The organism is Pseudomonas sp. O39 (genome assembly GCF_045447295.1).
In the GTDB taxonomy this organism is placed as follows: domain Bacteria; phylum Pseudomonadota; class Gammaproteobacteria; order Pseudomonadales; family Pseudomonadaceae; genus Aquipseudomonas; species Aquipseudomonas antarctica_A.
In genome coordinates this window covers 33,927-52,201 of sequence record NZ_JBJGXV010000015.1, presented here as the reverse complement: position 1 = coordinate 52,201, position 18,275 = coordinate 33,927, and the positions used below count along the sequence as shown (strand labels likewise).

Sequence of the window (18,275 nt, the reverse complement as noted above, 5' to 3'; positions counted from 1 at the left end):
ATTATGGCTGTTCAGCAGAACAAAAAATCCCGTTCCGCCCGTGACATGCGTCGTTCGCACGATGCCCTGACGGCGAGCACTCTGTCTGTAGAAAAAACCACCGGTGAAATTCACCTGCGTCACCACGTATCGCCAGAAGGCGTATACCGTGGTCGTAAAGTGATCGACAAGGGCGCTGACGAGTAATCACTTGTCTGCTCAAGTCATCGCGATTGACGCAATGGGCGGGGACTTCGGTCCCCGCAGCATTGTTCAGGCTTGCATCGCCAGCCTGTCTGCAACGCCCTCGCTGCACCTGACCCTCGTCGGTCAACCCTCCCTTCTTGAAGAATTGATTGCCAGCCATTCGGCGGTGGATCGCGCGCGCCTGACTGTTACAGCGGCCAGCGAAACCATCAGCATGGATGAAAAGCCAGCGGTCGCCCTTCGCGGCAAGCCTGATTCTTCAATGCGGGTGGCGCTTGAGTTGTTGCGTGATGGCAAGGTGCAAGCCTGTGTCAGTGCCGGCAACACCGGAGCGTTGATGGCGTTGTCGCGGCATGTGCTCAAGACGCTGCCCGGTATCGATCGGCCGGCGATGGTCGCGGCGATTCCCACGCAGAAAGGCTATTGCCAGTTGCTCGACCTGGGTGCAAACGTCGATTGCAGCGCCGAGCACTTGTTTCAGTTCGCTGTGATGGGCTCGGTGGCCGCAGAGGCGCTGGGTGTGGCTCGTCCGCGTGTGGCCCTGCTGAATATCGGCACCGAAGACATCAAGGGCAACCAACAGGTCAAGCTCGCTGCCAGCCTGTTACAAGGGGCTCGGGGCTTGAATTACATCGGTTTCGTCGAAGGTGACGGTTTGTACCGGGGCGAGGCGGATGTGGTGGTGTGTGACGGGTTTGTCGGCAATATCCTGCTCAAGTCCAGCGAGGGCCTGGCGACAATGATCGCCACGCGTATCGAGGCCTTGTTCAAGCAGAGCCTGGCGTCACGTTTGGTAGGCGCCCTGGCGCTGCCGTTGATGCGCCGCTTGCAGGCTGATCTCGCGCCGGCGCGGCACAACGGTGCAAGCTTTCTCGGGCTGCAGGGCATTGTGGTGAAAAGCCACGGCTCGGCCGGTGTGCAGGGCTTTCAGAGTGCGATTGCGCGAGCGCTGATCGAGATTCAGGAAAACCTGCCGCAACGCTTGCGCGGCCGTCTTGAGGATCTGTTGCCTTAGGCGAATTGGCCTGGGAGTGCTTAAATGTGACCGGCCAGTTCAATAGACCATCCAACTTGTCAGTTTCGTGCGCTCCGACCGAAGGGGCGCGCATTTTTGACGACCAGATCATTAGGGGCTTGTTACATGTCTACATCCCTCGCATTCGTCTTTCCAGGGCAGGGTTCGCAGTCCCTCGGCATGTTGGCCGAGCTGGGCGCGCAACATCCGCTGATCCTAGAAACCTTCAAGGAAGCTTCCGATGCCCTGGGTTACGACCTGTGGGCACTGACCCAGCAGGGGCCGGAAGAGCAACTCAATCAAACCGATAAAACCCAGCCGGCCATCCTGACCGCTTCGATCGCCCTGTGGCGCTTGTGGCTGGCGGAAGGCGGCGCGCGCCCGGCTTACGTGGCCGGTCACAGCCTGGGCGAATACAGCGCTCTGGTGGCTGCGGGCAGCCTGACCCTCGCTGAAGCGGTCAAGCTGGTCGAGCGTCGTGGTCAGTTGATGCAAGAAGCCGTTCCGGCCGGGCAGGGCGGCATGGCCGCTATCCTGGGTCTGGACGATGCCGTTGTGATCGAGGCCTGCAGCGAGGCGGCCCAGGGCGAAGTAGTCAGCGCAGTGAACTTCAACTCCCCTGGCCAGGTGGTGATCGCTGGCGCCAAGGCGGCTGTTGAGCGTGCCATCGAAGGCTGCAAGGCCCGTGGCGCCAAGCGCGCCTTGCCATTGCCGGTGAGCGTGCCGTCCCACTGTGAGCTGATGCGCCCGGCCGCCGAGCGTTTTGCCGAGTCCATCGCCGCCATCAATTGGCAGGCGCCGCAGATCCCGCTGGTGCAGAACGTCAGCGCGGCCGTGGCCGTCGACCTCGACACCCTCAAGCGCGACCTGCTGGAGCAGCTCTACAAGCCAGTGCGTTGGGTCGAGTCGGTCCAGACCCTGGCTGCCAACGGCGCCACCGAGCTGGTTGAGTGCGGCCCGGGCAAGGTCCTGGCCGGCCTGAACAAGCGCTGCGCCGACGGCGTATCCACCGCCAACCTCAATACACCTGACGCCTTCGCTGCCGCTCGTGCGGCGCTGGCCTGAACCCTGAAATTAGGAGAAGCCTGCATGAGTCTGCAAGGTAAAGTTGCACTGGTTACCGGCGCCAGCCGTGGTATTGGCCAGGCGATTGCCCTCGAACTGGGCCGTCAGGGTGCTGTTGTGATCGGCACCGCTACTTCCGCTTCGGGTGCCGAGCGTATCGCCGCCACCTTGAAGGAAAACGGCGTGCAGGGCACCGGCCTTGAGCTGAACGTGACCAGTGATGAGTCGGTTGCTGCTGTATTGGCCCAGATCACTGCACAATTTGGCGCGCCGGCTATTCTGGTAAACAACGCTGGTATCACCCGCGACAACCTGATGATGCGTATGAAAGACGACGAGTGGTACGACGTGGTCGATACCAACTTGAACAGTCTGTTTCGCCTGTCCAAGGGCGTTTTGCGCGGCATGACCAAGGCGCGTTGGGGCCGAATTATCAATATTGGCTCTGTAGTGGGTGCCATGGGCAACGCAGGCCAAGTAAACTACGCAGCCGCCAAAGCCGGTCTGGAAGGTTTCAGTCGTGCATTGGCACGTGAAGTCGGTTCGCGGTCGATTACGGTCAACTCGGTAGCCCCAGGGTTCATCGACACCGATATGACCCGTGAACTGCCGGAAGCACAGCGTGAAGCTTTGCTGACACAGATTCCGCTGGGCCGTCTGGGCCAGGCTCAAGAGATCGCGAATGTGGTCACTTTCCTGGCATCCGACGGTGCGGCATACGTGACTGGGGCTACAATCCCGGTGAACGGCGGGATGTACATGAGTTAAATTGTGACGGATCGCTTCAAAAAAATGTCATACGAGCTGTCTAAAATCCGTTATAAAGCTGCAACTTAATTTATAGGCAGGTGGTCTGCCGGGTACAAGGGTGAAGCTTTCAGTTGAAAAGCTGAAAAGGCTTTCTATACACTTACCCACTGGCCAGCTGCCTGAATTTGTCCATTAGGAGTTAAACAAGGTATGAGCACCATCGAAGAGCGCGTCAAGAAAATCGTCGCCGAGCAACTGGGCGTTAAAGAAGAAGAAGTGACCAACACTGCTTCCTTCGTAGAAGACCTGGGTGCCGATTCCCTTGACACCGTTGAGCTGGTGATGGCTCTGGAAGAGGAATTCGAGACCGAAATCCCGGACGAAGAAGCTGAAAAAATCACTACCGTTCAAGCTGCTATCGACTACGTTACTGCCCACCAGGCGTAATAGTTTGTAGTCGTCGCTTGCTGTTAGGGAAAAACCGCACTGCTGTAACGGCGTGCGGTTTTTTCTTTAGCTCTGAAGCAAAGTGAGCTCTGAAGCAAAGTGTCGTCATCAAGAAAAAGGAGAGTGCTGTGTCGCGTAGACGCGTCGTAGTCACCGGTATGGGTATGTTGTCGCCACTGGGTACGGATGTGCCGAGCAGTTGGCAGGGCATTCTTGCTGGCCACAGTGGTATTGGTCTGATCGAACACACGGACCTTTCTGCCTATTCCACCCGTTTTGGCGGCTCGGTAAAGGGCTTCAATGTCGAGGAATATCTCTCGATCAAAGAATCCCGCAAACTCGACCTGTTCATTCAATACGGCCTGGCAGCCGGTTTTCAGGCGGTGCGTAATGCTGGCCTGGAAGTAACCGACGCCAACCGTGAGCGCATCGGCGTGGCCATGGGTTCGGGTATTGGTGGTTTGACCAATATCGAAGAAACCAGCCGCACCTTGCACGATTCCGGCCCCCGTCGAATTTCACCGTTCTTCGTGCCGGGCTCGATCATCAATATGATTTCCGGTTTCCTGTCGATCCACTTGGGCGCACAGGGACCTAACTACGCCATCGCCACGGCTTGCACCACAGGCACGCACTGCATCGGCATGGCCGCACGCAACATTGCCTATGACGAAGCCGACGTGATGATCGCCGGTGGCGCCGAAATGGCCGCCTGCGGGCTGGGCATGGGCGGCTTCGGCGCGTCCCGTGCGCTGTCGACTCGTAACGATGAGCCGACCCGGGCCAGCCGTCCGTGGGACAAGGGCCGTGACGGCTTTGTACTGTCCGACGGCGCGGGTGCGCTGGTACTGGAAGAGCTGGAGCACGCCAAAGCGCGTGGTGCCACGATCTACGCCGAGCTGATTGGCTTTGGTATGAGCGGCGACGCCTACCACATGACCTCGCCGCCGGCCGACGGTGCCGGTGCTGCACGTTGCATCACCAACGCCTTGCGTGATGCGAAGGTCAACCCTGACCAGGTGCAGTACATCAACGCCCACGGCACCTCGACCCCGACCGGCGATTTGGCGGAAGCCGAAGCCATCAAGTCGGTGTTCGGCGAGCACGCGTACAAGTTGGCGGTCAGTTCCACCAAGTCCATGACCGGCCACCTGTTGGGTGCGGCGGGCGCGGTCGAAGCGATCTTCAGCGTGATGGCGATCAAGGACCAGGTCGCACCACCGACCATCAACCTTGATGAGCCGGACGAAGGCTGCGACCTGAACTTCGTGCCTCATGAAGCGCAGCCGATGCCGATCGACGTGGCGATTTCCAACTCGTTCGGTTTTGGTGGCACTAACGGTTCCCTGGTGTTCCGCCGGTTCGCTGAGTGATGCACAGCTGGGTCGACGGTCAGCCAGCGGACAGCGTGCCCCTGAAAGATCGCGGCCTGGCGTATGGCGACGGGCTGTTCGAGACCATTGCCGTCAAGGCCGGGCAGCCAGTGCTGCTCGACCGCCACCTGCAACGCCTCGCTGAGGGTTGCCGGCGCCTCGCCTTGGTTGCGGATCAAACGCTGATCCGCAGCGAAGTGTTGGCGTATGCCGCCGCCCTTGGCGACGGTGTACTCAAGTTGATCCTCACCCGTGGCGACAGCCTGCGCGGGTATGGCATCAATCCCGGCGCTCCGGTGCGCCGTATCTTGCAGGGCAGTCCGCCCGCTACCTATCCCCATGCTCACGGAACCGATGGCATCCGCCTGTTTCCGTGTGCTACTCGCTTGGCCGAGCAGCCGTTGCTGGCCGGTCTCAAGCACCTTAATCGTCTCGAACAAGTGATCGCCCGCGCTGAGTGGCAAGATGCCGAACATGCCGAAGGCTTGATGCTGGATATGTCCGGACGCGTCATTGAGGGCGTTTTCAGCAATCTGTTTCTAGTGCGCAACGGCTTGTTACTAACCGCTGATCTGAATCGTTGTGGCGTTGCCGGAGTGATGCGCGCGGAGGTTCTGGCACAGGCACAGGCGCTGGGCATCCCGTTGGCCGTGGCCGACATCAGCCTTGAGCAGTTGCGGCAGGCTGACGAAGTCTTCGTGTGCAACAGCGTTTATGGCATTTGGCCGGTGCGTGGTTGCGCTGCGATGAGCTGGTCGGTTGGGCCGCTCACCCGTAAACTGCAGGGCATTGTTCGCGCGCTATTGGATATTTGAGTTGATACGAAAACTGGTTTTACTGCTGCAGATCGGCCTGGTCTCGGCAGGCTTGCTGCTGGGCTTCTCGGCCTGGAAGCTCGACTCTGCCTTGAAGCAGCCCCTGAATCTGACCCAGGAACAATTGCTCGATGTGCCTGCCGGGTCGACCCCGACGGGTACCTTCAATCGCCTTGAAGCCGACGGTGTGCTTGATGGCGCTTTCTGGTTACGCCTTTACTGGCGCTTCACCCTCGATGGCCAGCCGCTGCACAGCGGCGAATACCGCATGACGCCTGGCCTGACCGCTGAAGGCCTGATCGGTTTGTGGCAGCGTGGCGAAGTGGTGCAATACAGCCTGACGCTGGTGGAAGGCTGGAACTTCCGTCAGGTACGGTCGGCCCTGGCCAAGCACGAAAAGATCGTGCAGACCTTGTCGGGCCTGAGCGACAGCCAAGTGATGGACAAGCTCGGCCACGCTGGCGTGTTCCCTGAAGGGCGATTCTTCCCTGATACCTATCGCTTCGTGCGCGGCATGACCGATGTCGAATTCCTGAAAAAGGCCTACAACCGCCTCGACGACGTCCTTGCCCAGGAGTGGAGCAAGCGCGCCGCCGATGCGCCGTACACCGACCCTTACCAAGCGCTGATCATGGCCTCCCTGGTAGAGAAAGAGACCGGCGTACCGGAAGAGCGCGGGCAGATCGCCGGCGTATTCGTGCGCCGCATGAAGATCGGCATGCTGTTGCAGACCGATCCGACGGTTATCTATGGCCTGGGCGAACGCTACACCGGCAAGCTGACCCGCGCTCATCTCAAGGAAGCCAACCCCTACAACACCTACATGATCGCCGGCCTGCCGCCGACGCCGATCGCGATGGTCGGCCGCGAGGCGATCCACGCAGCGCTGAACCCGGTGTCGGGCAGCAGCCTGTACTTCGTCGCCCGCGGTGATGGCAGCCATATTTTCTCCGATGACCTGGATGCGCATAATGCCGCCGTGCGTGAGTTTCAGCTCAAGCGCCGGGCCGACTATCGCTCCAGCCCGGCGCCGGTGGTGAAACCATTGGAAGACCCGGCGGCTCCGGCCGATGCGCCGACTCACGCGCCGGTGGTGAAACCATCGGAAGACCCGGCGCCACCTGCCGATGTGCCGACTCAAGCGCCGGTTGAAAAGCCGACCGAGCCTGCGCCGGCCACCGCCGCGCCGCAAAGCCCGCAATGACTCTGACTAAGGACTGCCTGTGACTGGCTTGTTTATTACCCTGGAAGGCCCGGAAGGCGCCGGCAAAAGCACCAACCGCGATTACCTGGCCGAGCGCTTGCGCGCCGAGGGTGTTGAAGTGGTGCTGACCCGTGAGCCTGGCGGCACGCCGTTGGCCGAACGCATTCGTGAAGTGCTGTTGGCTCCAGGTGAAGAACAGATGAACCCGGACACCGAGCTGCTGCTGGTGTTTGCTGCCCGTGCCCAGCACCTGGCTGAAGTGATCCGCCCGGCACTCGCGCGCGGCGCCGTGGTGATTTGCGATCGTTTTACCGATTCCACCTATGCCTACCAGGGCGGTGGCCGTGGCTTGTCCCTGGAGCGCATCGCTGCACTGGAAACCTTCGTCCAGGGCGATTTGCGCCCCGACCTGACCCTGCTGTTCGATCTGCCGGTGGAAGTCGGTATGGCGCGTGCCAGTGCCCGCGGTCGCCTGGACCGCTTCGAGCTGGAAGGGCATGCGTTCTTCGAAGCCGTGCGCTCTGCATTCCTCACGCTCGCCAAGGCTGAGCCGGCGCGTTACTCCCTGCTGGACGCGGCCCAGCCGCTGGCTCAGGTACAACACGCCATTGACGCTCTGCTACCCAAACTCCTGGAGCGCGCCCGTGGCTGAAGCCTATCCGTGGCAGGACAGTCTCTGGCAACAATTGGCCGGCCGCGCCCAGCATGCCCACGCCTATTTGCTGCACGGGCCGATCGGTATCGGCAAGCGCGCATTGGCCGAGCGGCTCATGGCCAGCCTGCTGTGCCAGCGCCCGGTCAATCTGGAAGCCTGCGGCGAGTGCAAATCCTGCCTGTTGCTCAAGGCCGGAAGCCACCCCGATAACTATTTGCTGGAACCCGAGGAAGCCGACAAGGCGATCAAGGTCGACCAGGTGCGTGACCTGGTCAGCTTTGTGGTGCAGACCGCGCAGATGGGCGGGCGCAAGGTGGTCCTGATCGAGCCGGTGGAAGCGATGAACATCAACGCCGCCAACGCCTTGCTCAAGAGCCTGGAAGAACCCTCGGGTGATACGGTGCTGTTGCTGGTGAGCCATCAGTCCAGCCGCTTGTTGCCGACCATTCGCAGCCGCTGTGTTCAACAGGCCTGCCCTTTGCCAAGCGAAGCCCTGAGCTTGCAGTGGCTGGCCCAGGCGCTGCCTGAGTGTTCGCAGGACGAACGGGTCGAGCTGCTGACCCTGGCCGCCGGTTCACCGCTGGCTGCCGTGAAGCTGCAAGCCCAAGGCGTGCGCGAGCAGCGCGCGCTGGTGGTGGAGGGCGTCAAAAAGCTGCTCAAGCAAGAGCAGTCCGCGACGCAACTGGCCGAAGGCGCCTGGAAAGACATTCCCTTGTTGTTGCTGTTCGACTGGTTCTGCGACTGGTCGAGCCTGATCCTGCGCTACCAGTTGACCCAGGATGAAAGCGGCTTGGGCCTGCCGGATATGCGCAAGGTGGTGCAGTACCTCGCGCAGAAAAGCGCGCAAGACAAGGTGCTGAATATTCAGGACTGGATTCTGGCCCAGCGCCAGAAGGTTCTCGGCAAAGCCAACCTCAACCGCGTGCTGTTGCTTGAAGCGCTGCTGGTGCAGTGGGTCGGCCTGCTCGGCCGCCGTTAATTTCAGTGGCCGACGGGTGTATCGTTGGCCGCATACTTTCCGTGACTCAACTTTCCGGACTCAAGTCGTAACTTCCTATGCTCGTAGATTCCCATTGCCACCTTGATCGCCTCGACCTTGCCCAGCACGGCGGCTCCCTCGATTCCGCCCTTGAGGCAGCGCGCCAGCGCGGAGTAGGGCACTTCTTGTGCATCGGCGTGAGCGCCGAAAACGCTGCCGACGTCAAAGCACTGGCCGATCGGTATGCCGATGTCGATTGCTCGGTAGGCATCCACCCGCTGGACCTCAAGCCCGGTGAAGCGCCGGCCCTCGATTGGCTATTGGGCGAACTCAACCACCCCCGTGTGGTGGCCATTGGCGAAACCGGCCTGGACTATCACTACGAGCCGGAGGCCGCCGAGTTGCAGCAGGCCTCGTTTCGCCTGCACCTGCACGCCGCGCAGCAAACCGACAAGCCGGTGATCGTCCACACCCGCGGCGCCCGCGCCGACACGCTGACCCTGCTGCGCGAAGCGGCGTTGCCCCAGGCCGGCGTGCTGCACTGTTTCACCGAAGACTGGGACATGGCCAAGGCCGCCCTGGACCTGGGCTTCTACATTTCCCTGTCCGGTATCGTCACCTTCCGCAATGCCGACGCCTTGCGCGACGTTGCGCGCCAGGTGCCTGCCGACCGCCTGCTGGTGGAAACCGACTCGCCGTACCTGGCGCCGATCCCCCATCGCGGCAAGCCGAACCTGCCGGAATATGTGCGCGACGTGGCGGATTACCTGGCAATGCTGCGGGGTGAGTCGTACGAGCGCTTTGCCGAGCAGACCACCGAGAACTTCAAGCGGTTGTTCCCGCTGGCCCATGTCGCCGGGTAGAGCAGGCAAATCGCAGGCAAAAAAAACCCGGGTTCTGGGGGGTGAATCCGGGCTAAGACCATTAGGAGTAAAACAAGGGCACGCAGTCCGTCGGTACCCAGGTCGACGCGTCACTTGGGGGAGATGCCACGTCGACAGTTCAAGTATTGATCAGTATCGGATTCAGTCCAGTCACATCTGATCGTTTTTTAAACAGATTTGGAATACGCGCGCTTCGCTTGAGTTCTCATTGCGCAGGTGCACAGGGGTAGTTGTTGCGTATTATTTCTGACTGATATCAAGCAAATCGTTGGCGTGCTGAAAGTAAAGTGCGTCGCGGGTTCACATAGGCGTTGCCCAACGACCGTTCAGTCGGGATAATCCCTCGCACCGGGTAAATCGTATCGCCACGTATTCATGGCCCTGCGCAACCCTCCCTATTTCGACCTTTGCAGACCTCTTCCTCATGCACAAAGAACCCCGTAAGGTCCGTGAGTTTCGCCGCCGTGAGCAGGAAATTCTCGACACCGCACTCAAGTTATTCCTTGAACAAGGTGAAGACAGTGTCACCGTCGAGATGATTGCGGATGCCGTGGGTATCGGCAAAGGCACGATCTACAAGCACTTCAAATCCAAGGCCGAGATTTACCTGCGCCTGATGCTCGACTATGAGCGCGACTTGAACGAACTGCTGCATTCGGCTGACGTGGACAAGGACAAGGAAGCCCTGTCCCGCGCCTACTTCGAGTTCCGCATGCGTGATCCGCAGCGCTACCGCCTGTTCGACCGCCTGGAAGAGAAGGTGGTCAAAGGCCATCAGGTGCCGGAAATGGTCGAGGAGCTGCACAAGATCCGCGCCTCGAACTTCGAACGCCTGACCTTGCTGATCAAGGGCCGCATCAGTGAAGGCAAGCTTGAAGATGTGCCGCCTTATTTCCACTACTGCGCTGCCTGGGCGTTGGTGCACGGCGCGGTTGCGCTGTACCACTCGCCGTTCTGGAGCAATGTGCTGGAAGATCAGGAAGGTTTCTTCCAGTTCCTGATGGATATCGGCGTGCGCATGGGCAACAAGCGCAAGCACAGCGCTGAACTGCCAGGCGCTGAGCCGAAGAGCGCCGAGACCCCTGCTACTTAAGCTATTCCCGACAGTGATGGCGCAATGAATTACTGCCAGTTGCAGTACCCCAGGAATATACTCAGGCAAGGACCTTGCTAAAAGTTGATTTATAAGTCAGCTTTTAGCTCGCCCGTACAATCCTCTGCCGGAGTGATCCATGATCGTTGATCGTCAAGGCAGGCGGTTTCGCAATTTGCGGATCAGCCTGACCTCAGCCTGCAATTACGCATGTACCTACTGCGTGCCTAACGGCAAGCGGTTGGTGGCTGCCCAGGACGAACTCTCGGCTGAGGCCATGGCCCGTGGCGTGGCTTATCTGATCGAAGCGGCGGGTATCGAGCGCCTGCGCATCACCGGCGGCGAGCCGCTGGTCAGCCCCAAGCTGGAAGCCTTCATGGGCGCGGTGGGCGGGATGGGGCTCAGTGATATCAGCCTGACCACCAACGGCCAACTACTCGCCCGCAAATTGCCACTGCTGGTGGACGCCGGTATTCGCCGCATCAACGTGTCCCTCGACACTTTGGACGCCGACGCTTTTCGCAGCATCGCCCGTGGCGGTGACTTGGCCACCGTGCTGGACGGTATGGACCAGGCCCGCGCTGCCGGGATCAAAATCAAAGTCAATATGGTGCCGTTGCGCGGGCAGAATCTCGACCAGGTGATGCCGCTGCTCGACTACTGCCTGGAACGCGGCTACGAGCTGCGTTTTATCGAACTGATGCGCATGGGCCACCTGGCCAAGGACTCCAATGCGTTCCTGCAACAATTCGTCAGCCTGCAGCAATTGCTCAGCCTGATCGGCGAACACCACGAATACCTGCAAGCCAATGCGCCGGTGGACGCCACCGCGGTGCGCTACGAAGTGCCAGGCAAGGGTTTTTTTGGCGTGATCGCCAACGAAAGCGTGCCGTTTTGCCGTACCTGTTCGCGCCTGCGGCTGTCATCCACCGGCTGGTTGCATGGCTGCCTGTCGTCGAGCAACCGTCACTACATCGGCGACCTGCTGGACAAACCGCGTCACCAGGCGTTGCCGGCCTTGCAAGGCTTGTTGGTGAAGGCGTTGGGCGATAAACAGGAAGTGGCCTTCTCCGGTGGTGCGACGATCATGAAGATCATCGGCGGCTAGCCAAAACTGGCTGAACCCTGTGGGAGCGGGCCCGCTCGCACATTTGTTGTGTGTTGTTCTTGAATGGCGCGGATTCTGCATCTTGTGCCCATTCGCCGGTTTTCCGTCACCGGCTTTTGGAGGATTGGGATGCGTAGTCTGGTTTTGTTGCTGGCGTCGTTGACGCTGAGTGGTTGCATGACCGTCAGCGATATGGCCGAAGGCACCCGCTATCAGATGAGCGACGCCGGGTTGCTGGACCACAGTGATACCCGCCGTACCGCGTCAGTTCGCATACAGCCGGACTCCTTTGTCTTTATCGCCCAGGGTGCTTTCGTACCGCCGGGCAGTGCCTACCCGCGTCCTAACGTGGTGGCCGAAGAAGCCTTCAACGGCTTCGTCGAATATTTCCCCATGGTGCGCCGCGCCCGCAAGCCTGAAGGCCTGGAACAGGCCATGGCCGAAGCCCGTGGAGCGGGTGCACATTACCTGCTGTATTGCCGTTTTGCGGCAGCCGATGACCGTATCGGCAATGCCGATGAGTGGACCGATCAGCAGGCATTGGACCGCGTGGGACTCGACAGCGGCGTCATCCAGATCATGTTGATCGAGACCAGCACCCAGTATTTGATTGATACTGCACGCATTCGCAGTCGTGGCGGTTTACTGACGTTCCACGACAACAAGCCAGAAGATCTGATTGCCCGCCCTCTGGCGAAGTACGCCCGAGGCCTGCTGGGCATGAGTGATCAGTAACCCAGCACGTAGATAAGGGAGAGCCCATGACCGATTCCGCCAAGGCCAATGATCTGTTGGCTCAACTGCCCAAGGGCAAGGGGCCGGCACCGGTGCATCTGTGGAACCCGGATTTCTGCGGCGCTATCGACATGCGCATCGCTCGCGACGGCACCTGGTTCTATCAGGGCACGCCCATTGGGCGTAAGCCGATGGTCAAGTTGTTTTCCAACATCATCCGCCGCGATGGCGATGAGTATTTCCTGGTGACCCCGGTGGAAAAGGTCGGCATCACCGTCGATGATGCGCCGTTTGTCGCGCTAACCCTTGAAGTCGAAGGGCAGGGCGAAAGCCAGGTATTGCGCTTTACCACCAATGTCGATGAACAGGTCGAAGCCGGGCTTGAACACCCGTTGCGGGTGGTGATCGACCCGGTCACCCAAGAGCCCGCGCCTTATCTGCGGGTGCGCACCAACCTCGAAGCCCTCGTGCACCGCAACGCGTTCTATCAATTGGTCGAGTTGGCGGTGAGCCGTCCGATCAACGGTCAGAACTGGCTTGGCGTATGGAGCGGCGGGGAGTTTTTCCGCATTGGCCTTGAGCCTTGAGGCCGGTTTTTTCATCTCTCTGAAATAATTCGCTTGCTGCAGGTGGACGCTTTCGGTTATCAATTTGTACATGATTAGACATGTCCGATTTGATAAGAAAAAACGCGTCGTCGACGAGCTCATCCGCCGTATCGAGGGCGGAGTAATGGCCGACGGTTTCCTGCTGCCGGGCGAGCATCAGTTGGCCGAAGAGTTTGCGGTCAGCCGTGGCACCCTGCGCGAAGCCTTGGCTGAGCTCAAGCGGCGCAACTACATCGCCACCCAGAGCGGCGTCGGCTCAATCGTCACCTTCGACGGCATGGTGCTCGACCAACGCAGCGGCTGGGCCCAGGCCCTGGCTGATACCGGCGCACGGGTCATCACTGACATCCTGCGTTTGGAGGCGGTGACCCGTCCCGACCTGCTCAGCCGATTCGGCAGTGACCAATTCATCGCCCTCGACCGCCGCCGGCGCACCACGGACGGCACTGCTGTGTCCCTTGAGCGCTCGCTGATGCCTGCCGCCGGTGGCCTGGAAGGCTTGCACCGTGTCGGCCTGATCGACGACTCCCTGACCATTACCCTGGCCGCTTACGGTTATGTCGGCGCCGAAGGTGACCAATGGATCGGCGCAGAGCCTCTCAGCGATGAAGACGCCGAGTTGCTTGGTCGCCCAGCCGGCACCGTGTTTCTCAAGGCTTCGCGCACCACCTACGACCGCCGTGAGCGCTTCATGGAGTACGTCGAAAGTCTGCTCGACCCTCTGCACTTTCGCCTGCACCTGCAGTTTGGAGCTTCAAAATGACCTCGGAAAATCGCGCCCTTGGCGCCTTCTACGGTCTGGCCTTGGGCGACGCCCTGGGTATGCCCACCCAGTCCCTGAGCCGAGAGCAGGTGCAACAGCGTTTCGGTGCCATCACCGCCCTGGAAGACGCCGACGCCGACCAACCCATCGCGCCGAACATGCCGGCCGGCTCCATCACCGATGACACAGAACAGGCGATCCTGGTAGGCGAGTTGCTGGTGGAAGGCCAAGGCAAGATCGAACCGACCGTGCTCGCCCAGCGCCTGATCGATTGGGAAGCCGTGATGCGCGCCAAGGGCTCGCAGGATTTGCTCGGGCCATCGACCAAGCGCGCAATCGACATGATCCTCGCTGGCCACACCCCGGAAGAGTCCGGGCGCTATGGCACCACCAATGGCGCTGCCATGCGCATCACGCCTGTGGGGATTGCCGCGGATGTCAGCGATCCGGCGCAGTTTATCCAGGCGGTGATCCAGGCGTGCCAAGTCACTCACAACACCAGTCTGGGCATTTCCAGCGCGGCGGCCGTTGCGGCGGTGGTCTCGGCGGGTATCAACGGTGTGGATCTGGGAGAGGCGCTGAACATCGGCACCCAAATCGCCCAGCAGGCGGAAGGCCATGGTCACTGGATTGCCGGCGGACGCATCGCCACCCGCATCAGTTGGGCGCGGACCTTGAGCGTCGGCAGCGGCGACAAAGCCCTGTTTGCCGACCTGCTGTACGAACTGATCGGTACCTCCGTCGCGTCCCAGGAGTCGGTAGTGGTGTCGTTTGCCCTCGCGCAGCAAGTAGCGGTGGGCGCGATGAATGCCTTAGAGGCCCTGTGCCTGGCCGCCAGCCTCGGCGGCGACACCGACACCATCGCCGCGATTCTCGGCGCCATGTTGGGCGCGTGCCTGGGGATGCAGTGCTGGCCTGAAGAAATGATCGAACAGGTCAAGGCCGTCAATGGCCTGGATTTGCAGCCGTTGGTCCAGGGGCTGCTTGATCTGCGCTAAGTACCGCAGCTCAAAACCATGGGAGCGGGCTTGCCCGCGATAGCGACCTGTCAGTCACTGATGCATCAACTGGAAGGCCGCTATCGCAGGCAAGCCAGCTCCCACATTAAATCGTAGGTGAGTCAGGACGACCGGTTAAAGCTTTGAGTATCTGCCACAACCACAACAATACAGGCACCAGGAGCACCCCTCATGAGCACCCCTTCTTCCGGCCAAAGCGCCGGGCAATTGGAAACACGTGGTATCGAACCGGTCCCGGAAAGCGAGTGCAACGGCCATCCGCTGCAACTGTTCTGGGTGTGGTTCGCCGCTAACATCAGCATCCTCGGCTTGCCGCTCGGTGCTACTCTGGTGGCGTTTCGTGGCCTGGCAATCTGGCAGGCAATCATCGTCGCTATTCTCGGCGCCGCCGGCTCTTTCGCGGTGGTGGGCATCATCTCCATTGCCGGCCGGCGTGGTCGTGCACCGAGCTTGACCCTGTCGCGCGCGATCTTCGGCGTGCGTGGCAATATCGGCCCGACCATTGTGTCGCTGATGTCGCGCCTGGGCTGGGAAACGGTCAACACCACCACCGCTGCCTTCGTGCTGCTGTCACTGTGTTCGATCCTGTTTCATTCGCCGGTCGAGGCGAAAAGTGCACCGGTTCTGACACTGATATTCATCGCCATTTTCGTGCTGCTGACCTTGTCCGTGTCCGGCCTGGGTCACGCCACGCTGCTGGTGATTCAGAAGTGGGCCACTTACGTATTCGGCGGTTTGAATATTCTGGTGGGCGGCTTCCTCTGCGCAACCATCGACTGGAGCGCGGTGTTCAACGCCACCCCGGCACCGCTGAGCGCGATGATCATTGGCGTCGGCACCATGGCCGCCGGCACCGGTATCGGTTGGGCCAACGCCGGTGCCGACATGTCGCGCTACCAGCACCGCAGCGTCAAAGCTGCGCGCCTGGTGGCGTCTGCCGCATTTGGTGCGGGAATTCCGTTGGTGCTGCTGATCACCCTCGGCGGCCTGCTGTCGGTCGGCAACAACGACCTGGCCTCGGCCACTGACCCGATCATCGCGATCCGCGACATGCTCCCTACCTGGATGGCCGTGCCGTACCTGATCACCGCGTTTGGTGGGCTGCTGCTCTCCAACAACCTTTCGGTGTATTCGGCGGGTCTGACTACCTTGACCCTCGGCTTGAAGGTCAAGCGCGTACACGCGGTCATCGTTGATATTGTGGCGATCTTCGCCGGTTCGATTTACTTCATGCTGATCGCCGACAGCTTCTACGGCCCGTTTATTACCTTCATCTCGCTGCTGGCGGTGCCGATCACTGCGTGGGTCGGGATCTTCGTGGTCGACCTGATTCACCGTCACTACTACAGCGCCAAAGACCTGCTGGACGTGAGCCCAAGCAGTGCCTATTGGTACCGCGGTGGTGTGGAGTGGCGTGCATTCGGCGCCTGGGCTGTGGCGATCGTGTTGGGTTTCAGCTTCACCACCATCGGCACTACCGCCGAAAACATCTGGTTCGCCGGGCCGTTGTCCGACTCCTGGCTGGGCCACAACGGCCTGGGCTGGATTGTCACCTTCCTGGTGGCCGGCGGTATTTATGCCGTACTGGGCGGCGCGGCTGACCGTCGTTCAGCGTTAGTAGAGAGCCCCAATGTCTAGATTGCTGCACACCGGCCAGGTCATCGTCGACCTGGTCATGGCCCTCGACACCTTGCCCGCAACCGGTGGCGACGTACTGGCGCAATCCGCCAGTTTCGAAGCCGGCGGTGGCTTCAACGTGATGGCGGCGGCCCGGCGCAATGGTTTGCCGGTGGTCTACCTGGGGCGCCATGGAGCAGGGCGCTTCGGCGACCTGGCCCGCGCTGCCATGCAGGCCGAAGGTGTGGAGATAGCCCAGGATGCCAGCGACGATAAGGACACGGGTTTGTGCGTGTCGCTGACCGAGGCCACCACTGAGCGCACCTTCATTTCCCACATCGGCGCTGAAGGTGACTTGAGGGCTGAGGATTTGGCGGGCGTATTACCGCGCGCGGACGACTATGTGTACGTCAGCGGCTACAGCCTGTTGCTCGAAGGCAAGGCCCGGGCCTTGCTCGATTGGCTGTTGGCGCTGCCGCGTGAAATCACGGTGGTGTTCGACCCGGGGCCGTTGGTCAAGGCGCCGGATTCGGCGTTGATGATTGCCTTGCTGCCGCGTATCGATATCTGGACCAGCAACGGCCCGGAAGCGCTTGCGTTTACCGGCGCGGGCACGCTGGCCGATGCGCTGCTGGCGCTCAATCGCCACCTGCCTGCCGAAGCATTGCTGGTGGTGCGCGATGGGCCCAATGGTTGCTGGGTGAGCCATCAAGGCAAGGCTGAGCATGTGCCGGGGTTCAAGGTGCAAGCGGTGGACAGCAACGGCGCGGGCGATGCCCATGCCGGTGTGTTTCTGGCCGGGTTGGCCAAGGGCTTGGCGCCCGCTGCAGCGGCACGCAGGGCCAATGCGGCGGCAGCGTTGGCGGTCACGCGCTGGGGCCCGGCGACTTCGCCCGGGGCTGACGAAGTGGATGCGTTGTTGGCAGAATAGGGCGTACTCAGCACGGAGCAACGCAATGACTCAGAATATCTACGACACGCCTGCCTTCTTCGAGGGCTACAGCAAGATGGGCCGCTCGGTTGAAGGCCTGGCCGGTGCGCCCGAGTGGCCTGCGTTGCAGGCACAGTTGCCGGCGATGCCTGGCTTGAACGTGGTGGACCTGGGCTGCGGCTACGGGTGGTTCAGTCGCTGGGCTCAGGAGCAGGGCGCTGCGCATGTACTTGGCTTGGACGTGTCGCACAAGATGCTGGCGCGGGCCAAAGAGATGACCTCGGCGCCCGCTATCACCTATGCAGTTGCCGACCTGGAGCAGCTTGACCTGCCGGCGGCCTCATTCGATCTGGCCTACAGCTCCCTGGCGTTCCATTACATCGTCGACCTCAAGGGCCTGTTCGAGCGTATCCACCAGGCGCTGGTGCCCGGCGGGCGACTGGTGTTTTCCATTGAACACCCTATTTTCATGTCGCCGCGCAATCCAGGATGGCTGGTCGATGATCAAGGCCGAAAAAGTTGGCCGTTGGATGGCTATCAAATCGAAGGGCCACGGGTCACCAACTGGCTGGCCGATGGGGTGATCAAACAGCACCGTACGTTGGGCACGTTGCTCAATCTGTTGATTCAGGCGGGGTTTGCGTTGAGTCATATCGAGGAGTGGGGCCCAAGCGAGGCGGACCTGATTGCGCGGCCAGAGCTGGGCGAAGAGCAAGAGCGCCCTATGATGCTGCTGGTGTCGGCCCACCGCTGATCTCACTGGCAAATCGGATCAACCTGTGGGAGCGGGCTTGCTCGCGAATGCCGAGTGTCAGTCGACATCTCAGCTGACTGACCCACCGCATTCGCGAACAAGCCCGCTAGCACATGGGTGTCGAGTGCCTGATCTGAGCCTGGTCTAACCCGTCTTTCTCAGGCTTCGATACGCGCAGCCTTGCGCTCCTGTGCGGCGGTGTATTTGGCTTTGCTTCCAAGAGGCATTGCCCTAAGCCCACTGGCCCTGCTGCCAGGGCCAGGCCAGACAAAAT

20 protein-coding genes are annotated in these 18,275 nt (G+C 61.0%); all 20 read left to right on the top strand.

The window, feature by feature from the left end; translation table 11 throughout:
• Positions 1-3 precede the first annotated feature (3 nt).
• The 20 genes from rpmF to ACI77D_RS19025 all read left to right on the top strand — a co-directional run bounded on the left by rpmF (position 4) and on the right by ACI77D_RS19025 (position 18,001).
• Positions 4-186: a 50S ribosomal protein L32 gene (gene rpmF / locus ACI77D_RS19120; protein WP_008152339.1), complete on the top strand. Its 183-nt coding sequence runs from the start codon at positions 4-6 to the stop codon at positions 184-186.
• Positions 187-190: 4 nt separating this feature from the next.
• A complete protein-coding gene (gene plsX, locus ACI77D_RS19115; RefSeq protein ID WP_407017259.1) occupies positions 191-1,201 on the top strand; it encodes a phosphate acyltransferase PlsX in 1,011 nt (336 codons plus the stop codon).
• A gap of 126 nt (positions 1,202-1,327) precedes the next feature.
• On the top strand, positions 1,328-2,266 hold the full coding sequence (fabD, locus tag ACI77D_RS19110; RefSeq protein WP_064453756.1) for an ACP S-malonyltransferase: 939 nt from the start codon (positions 1,328-1,330) through the stop codon (positions 2,264-2,266).
• Between the two features lie 24 nt (positions 2,267-2,290).
• Complete coding sequence (gene fabG / locus ACI77D_RS19105; protein ID WP_010566560.1) at positions 2,291-3,034, top strand: 3-oxoacyl-ACP reductase FabG; 744 nt, start codon at positions 2,291-2,293, stop codon at positions 3,032-3,034.
• A 192-nt stretch (positions 3,035-3,226) separates the two neighbouring features.
• Positions 3,227-3,463 carry an acyl carrier protein gene (gene acpP, locus ACI77D_RS19100; protein WP_010566559.1) on the top strand — a complete coding sequence of 79 codons (237 nt, stop codon included), beginning with the start codon at positions 3,227-3,229 and terminating at the stop codon, positions 3,461-3,463.
• A gap of 128 nt (positions 3,464-3,591) precedes the next feature.
• Positions 3,592-4,836 carry a beta-ketoacyl-ACP synthase II gene (fabF, locus tag ACI77D_RS19095; protein ID WP_053257561.1) on the top strand — a complete coding sequence of 415 codons (1,245 nt, stop codon included), beginning with the start codon at positions 3,592-3,594 and terminating at the stop codon, positions 4,834-4,836.
• A complete protein-coding gene (gene pabC, locus ACI77D_RS19090; RefSeq protein ID WP_064453755.1) occupies positions 4,836-5,651 on the top strand; it encodes an aminodeoxychorismate lyase in 816 nt (271 codons plus the stop codon). The genes fabF and pabC overlap by 1 nt, the downstream gene beginning before the upstream one ends.
• Position 5,652: 1 nt before the next feature.
• The gene (gene mltG / locus ACI77D_RS19085) at positions 5,653-6,855 is read left to right on the top strand and encodes an endolytic transglycosylase MltG (protein ID WP_407017258.1); all 1,203 of its coding nucleotides are present in this window, start codon (positions 5,653-5,655) and stop codon (positions 6,853-6,855) included.
• A 19-nt stretch (positions 6,856-6,874) separates the two neighbouring features.
• Complete coding sequence (gene tmk, locus ACI77D_RS19080) at positions 6,875-7,507, top strand: dTMP kinase (RefSeq protein WP_064453753.1); 633 nt, start codon at positions 6,875-6,877, stop codon at positions 7,505-7,507.
• Positions 7,500-8,489, top strand: a complete 990-nt coding sequence (locus tag ACI77D_RS19075; protein ID WP_221295478.1) for a DNA polymerase III subunit delta' — start codon at positions 7,500-7,502, stop codon at positions 8,487-8,489. The genes tmk and ACI77D_RS19075 overlap by 8 nt, the downstream gene beginning before the upstream one ends.
• Before the next feature lie 77 nt (positions 8,490-8,566).
• Positions 8,567-9,352, top strand: coding sequence for a TatD family hydrolase (locus ACI77D_RS19070; protein WP_407017257.1), 786 nt, complete (start codon positions 8,567-8,569; stop codon positions 9,350-9,352).
• Positions 9,353-9,797: 445 nt separating this feature from the next.
• On the top strand, positions 9,798-10,466 hold the full coding sequence (locus ACI77D_RS19065) for a TetR/AcrR family transcriptional regulator (RefSeq protein ID WP_221295476.1): 669 nt from the start codon (positions 9,798-9,800) through the stop codon (positions 10,464-10,466).
• 139 nt (positions 10,467-10,605) lie between these two features.
• Complete coding sequence (locus tag ACI77D_RS19060) at positions 10,606-11,574, top strand: GTP 3',8-cyclase MoaA (RefSeq protein WP_259763519.1); 969 nt, start codon at positions 10,606-10,608, stop codon at positions 11,572-11,574.
• A gap of 129 nt (positions 11,575-11,703) precedes the next feature.
• Positions 11,704-12,309, top strand: coding sequence for a DUF4823 domain-containing protein (locus tag ACI77D_RS19055; protein ID WP_128588377.1), 606 nt, complete (start codon positions 11,704-11,706; stop codon positions 12,307-12,309).
• Between the two features lie 26 nt (positions 12,310-12,335).
• The gene (locus ACI77D_RS19050) at positions 12,336-12,896 is read left to right on the top strand and encodes a DUF1285 domain-containing protein (protein ID WP_064453748.1); all 561 of its coding nucleotides are present in this window, start codon (positions 12,336-12,338) and stop codon (positions 12,894-12,896) included.
• 70 nt (positions 12,897-12,966) lie between these two features.
• The gene (locus tag ACI77D_RS19045) at positions 12,967-13,680 is read left to right on the top strand and encodes a GntR family transcriptional regulator (RefSeq protein ID WP_407017256.1); all 714 of its coding nucleotides are present in this window, start codon (positions 12,967-12,969) and stop codon (positions 13,678-13,680) included.
• Entirely contained in the window at positions 13,677-14,678 is a 1,002-nt protein-coding gene (locus ACI77D_RS19040) for an ADP-ribosylglycohydrolase family protein (RefSeq protein ID WP_221295473.1), read from the top strand. Before ACI77D_RS19045 ends, ACI77D_RS19040 begins: the two co-directional genes overlap by 4 nt.
• Positions 14,679-14,870: 192 nt before the next feature.
• On the top strand, positions 14,871-16,337 hold the full coding sequence (locus ACI77D_RS19035; RefSeq protein ID WP_064453745.1) for a cytosine permease: 1,467 nt from the start codon (positions 14,871-14,873) through the stop codon (positions 16,335-16,337).
• A complete protein-coding gene (locus ACI77D_RS19030) occupies positions 16,330-17,247 on the top strand; it encodes a PfkB family carbohydrate kinase (RefSeq protein WP_407017255.1) in 918 nt (305 codons plus the stop codon). The genes ACI77D_RS19035 and ACI77D_RS19030 overlap by 8 nt, the downstream gene beginning before the upstream one ends.
• 25 nt (positions 17,248-17,272) lie before the next feature.
• Complete coding sequence (locus tag ACI77D_RS19025) at positions 17,273-18,001, top strand: class I SAM-dependent methyltransferase (protein WP_407017254.1); 729 nt, start codon at positions 17,273-17,275, stop codon at positions 17,999-18,001.
• Positions 18,002-18,275 lie beyond the last annotated feature (274 nt).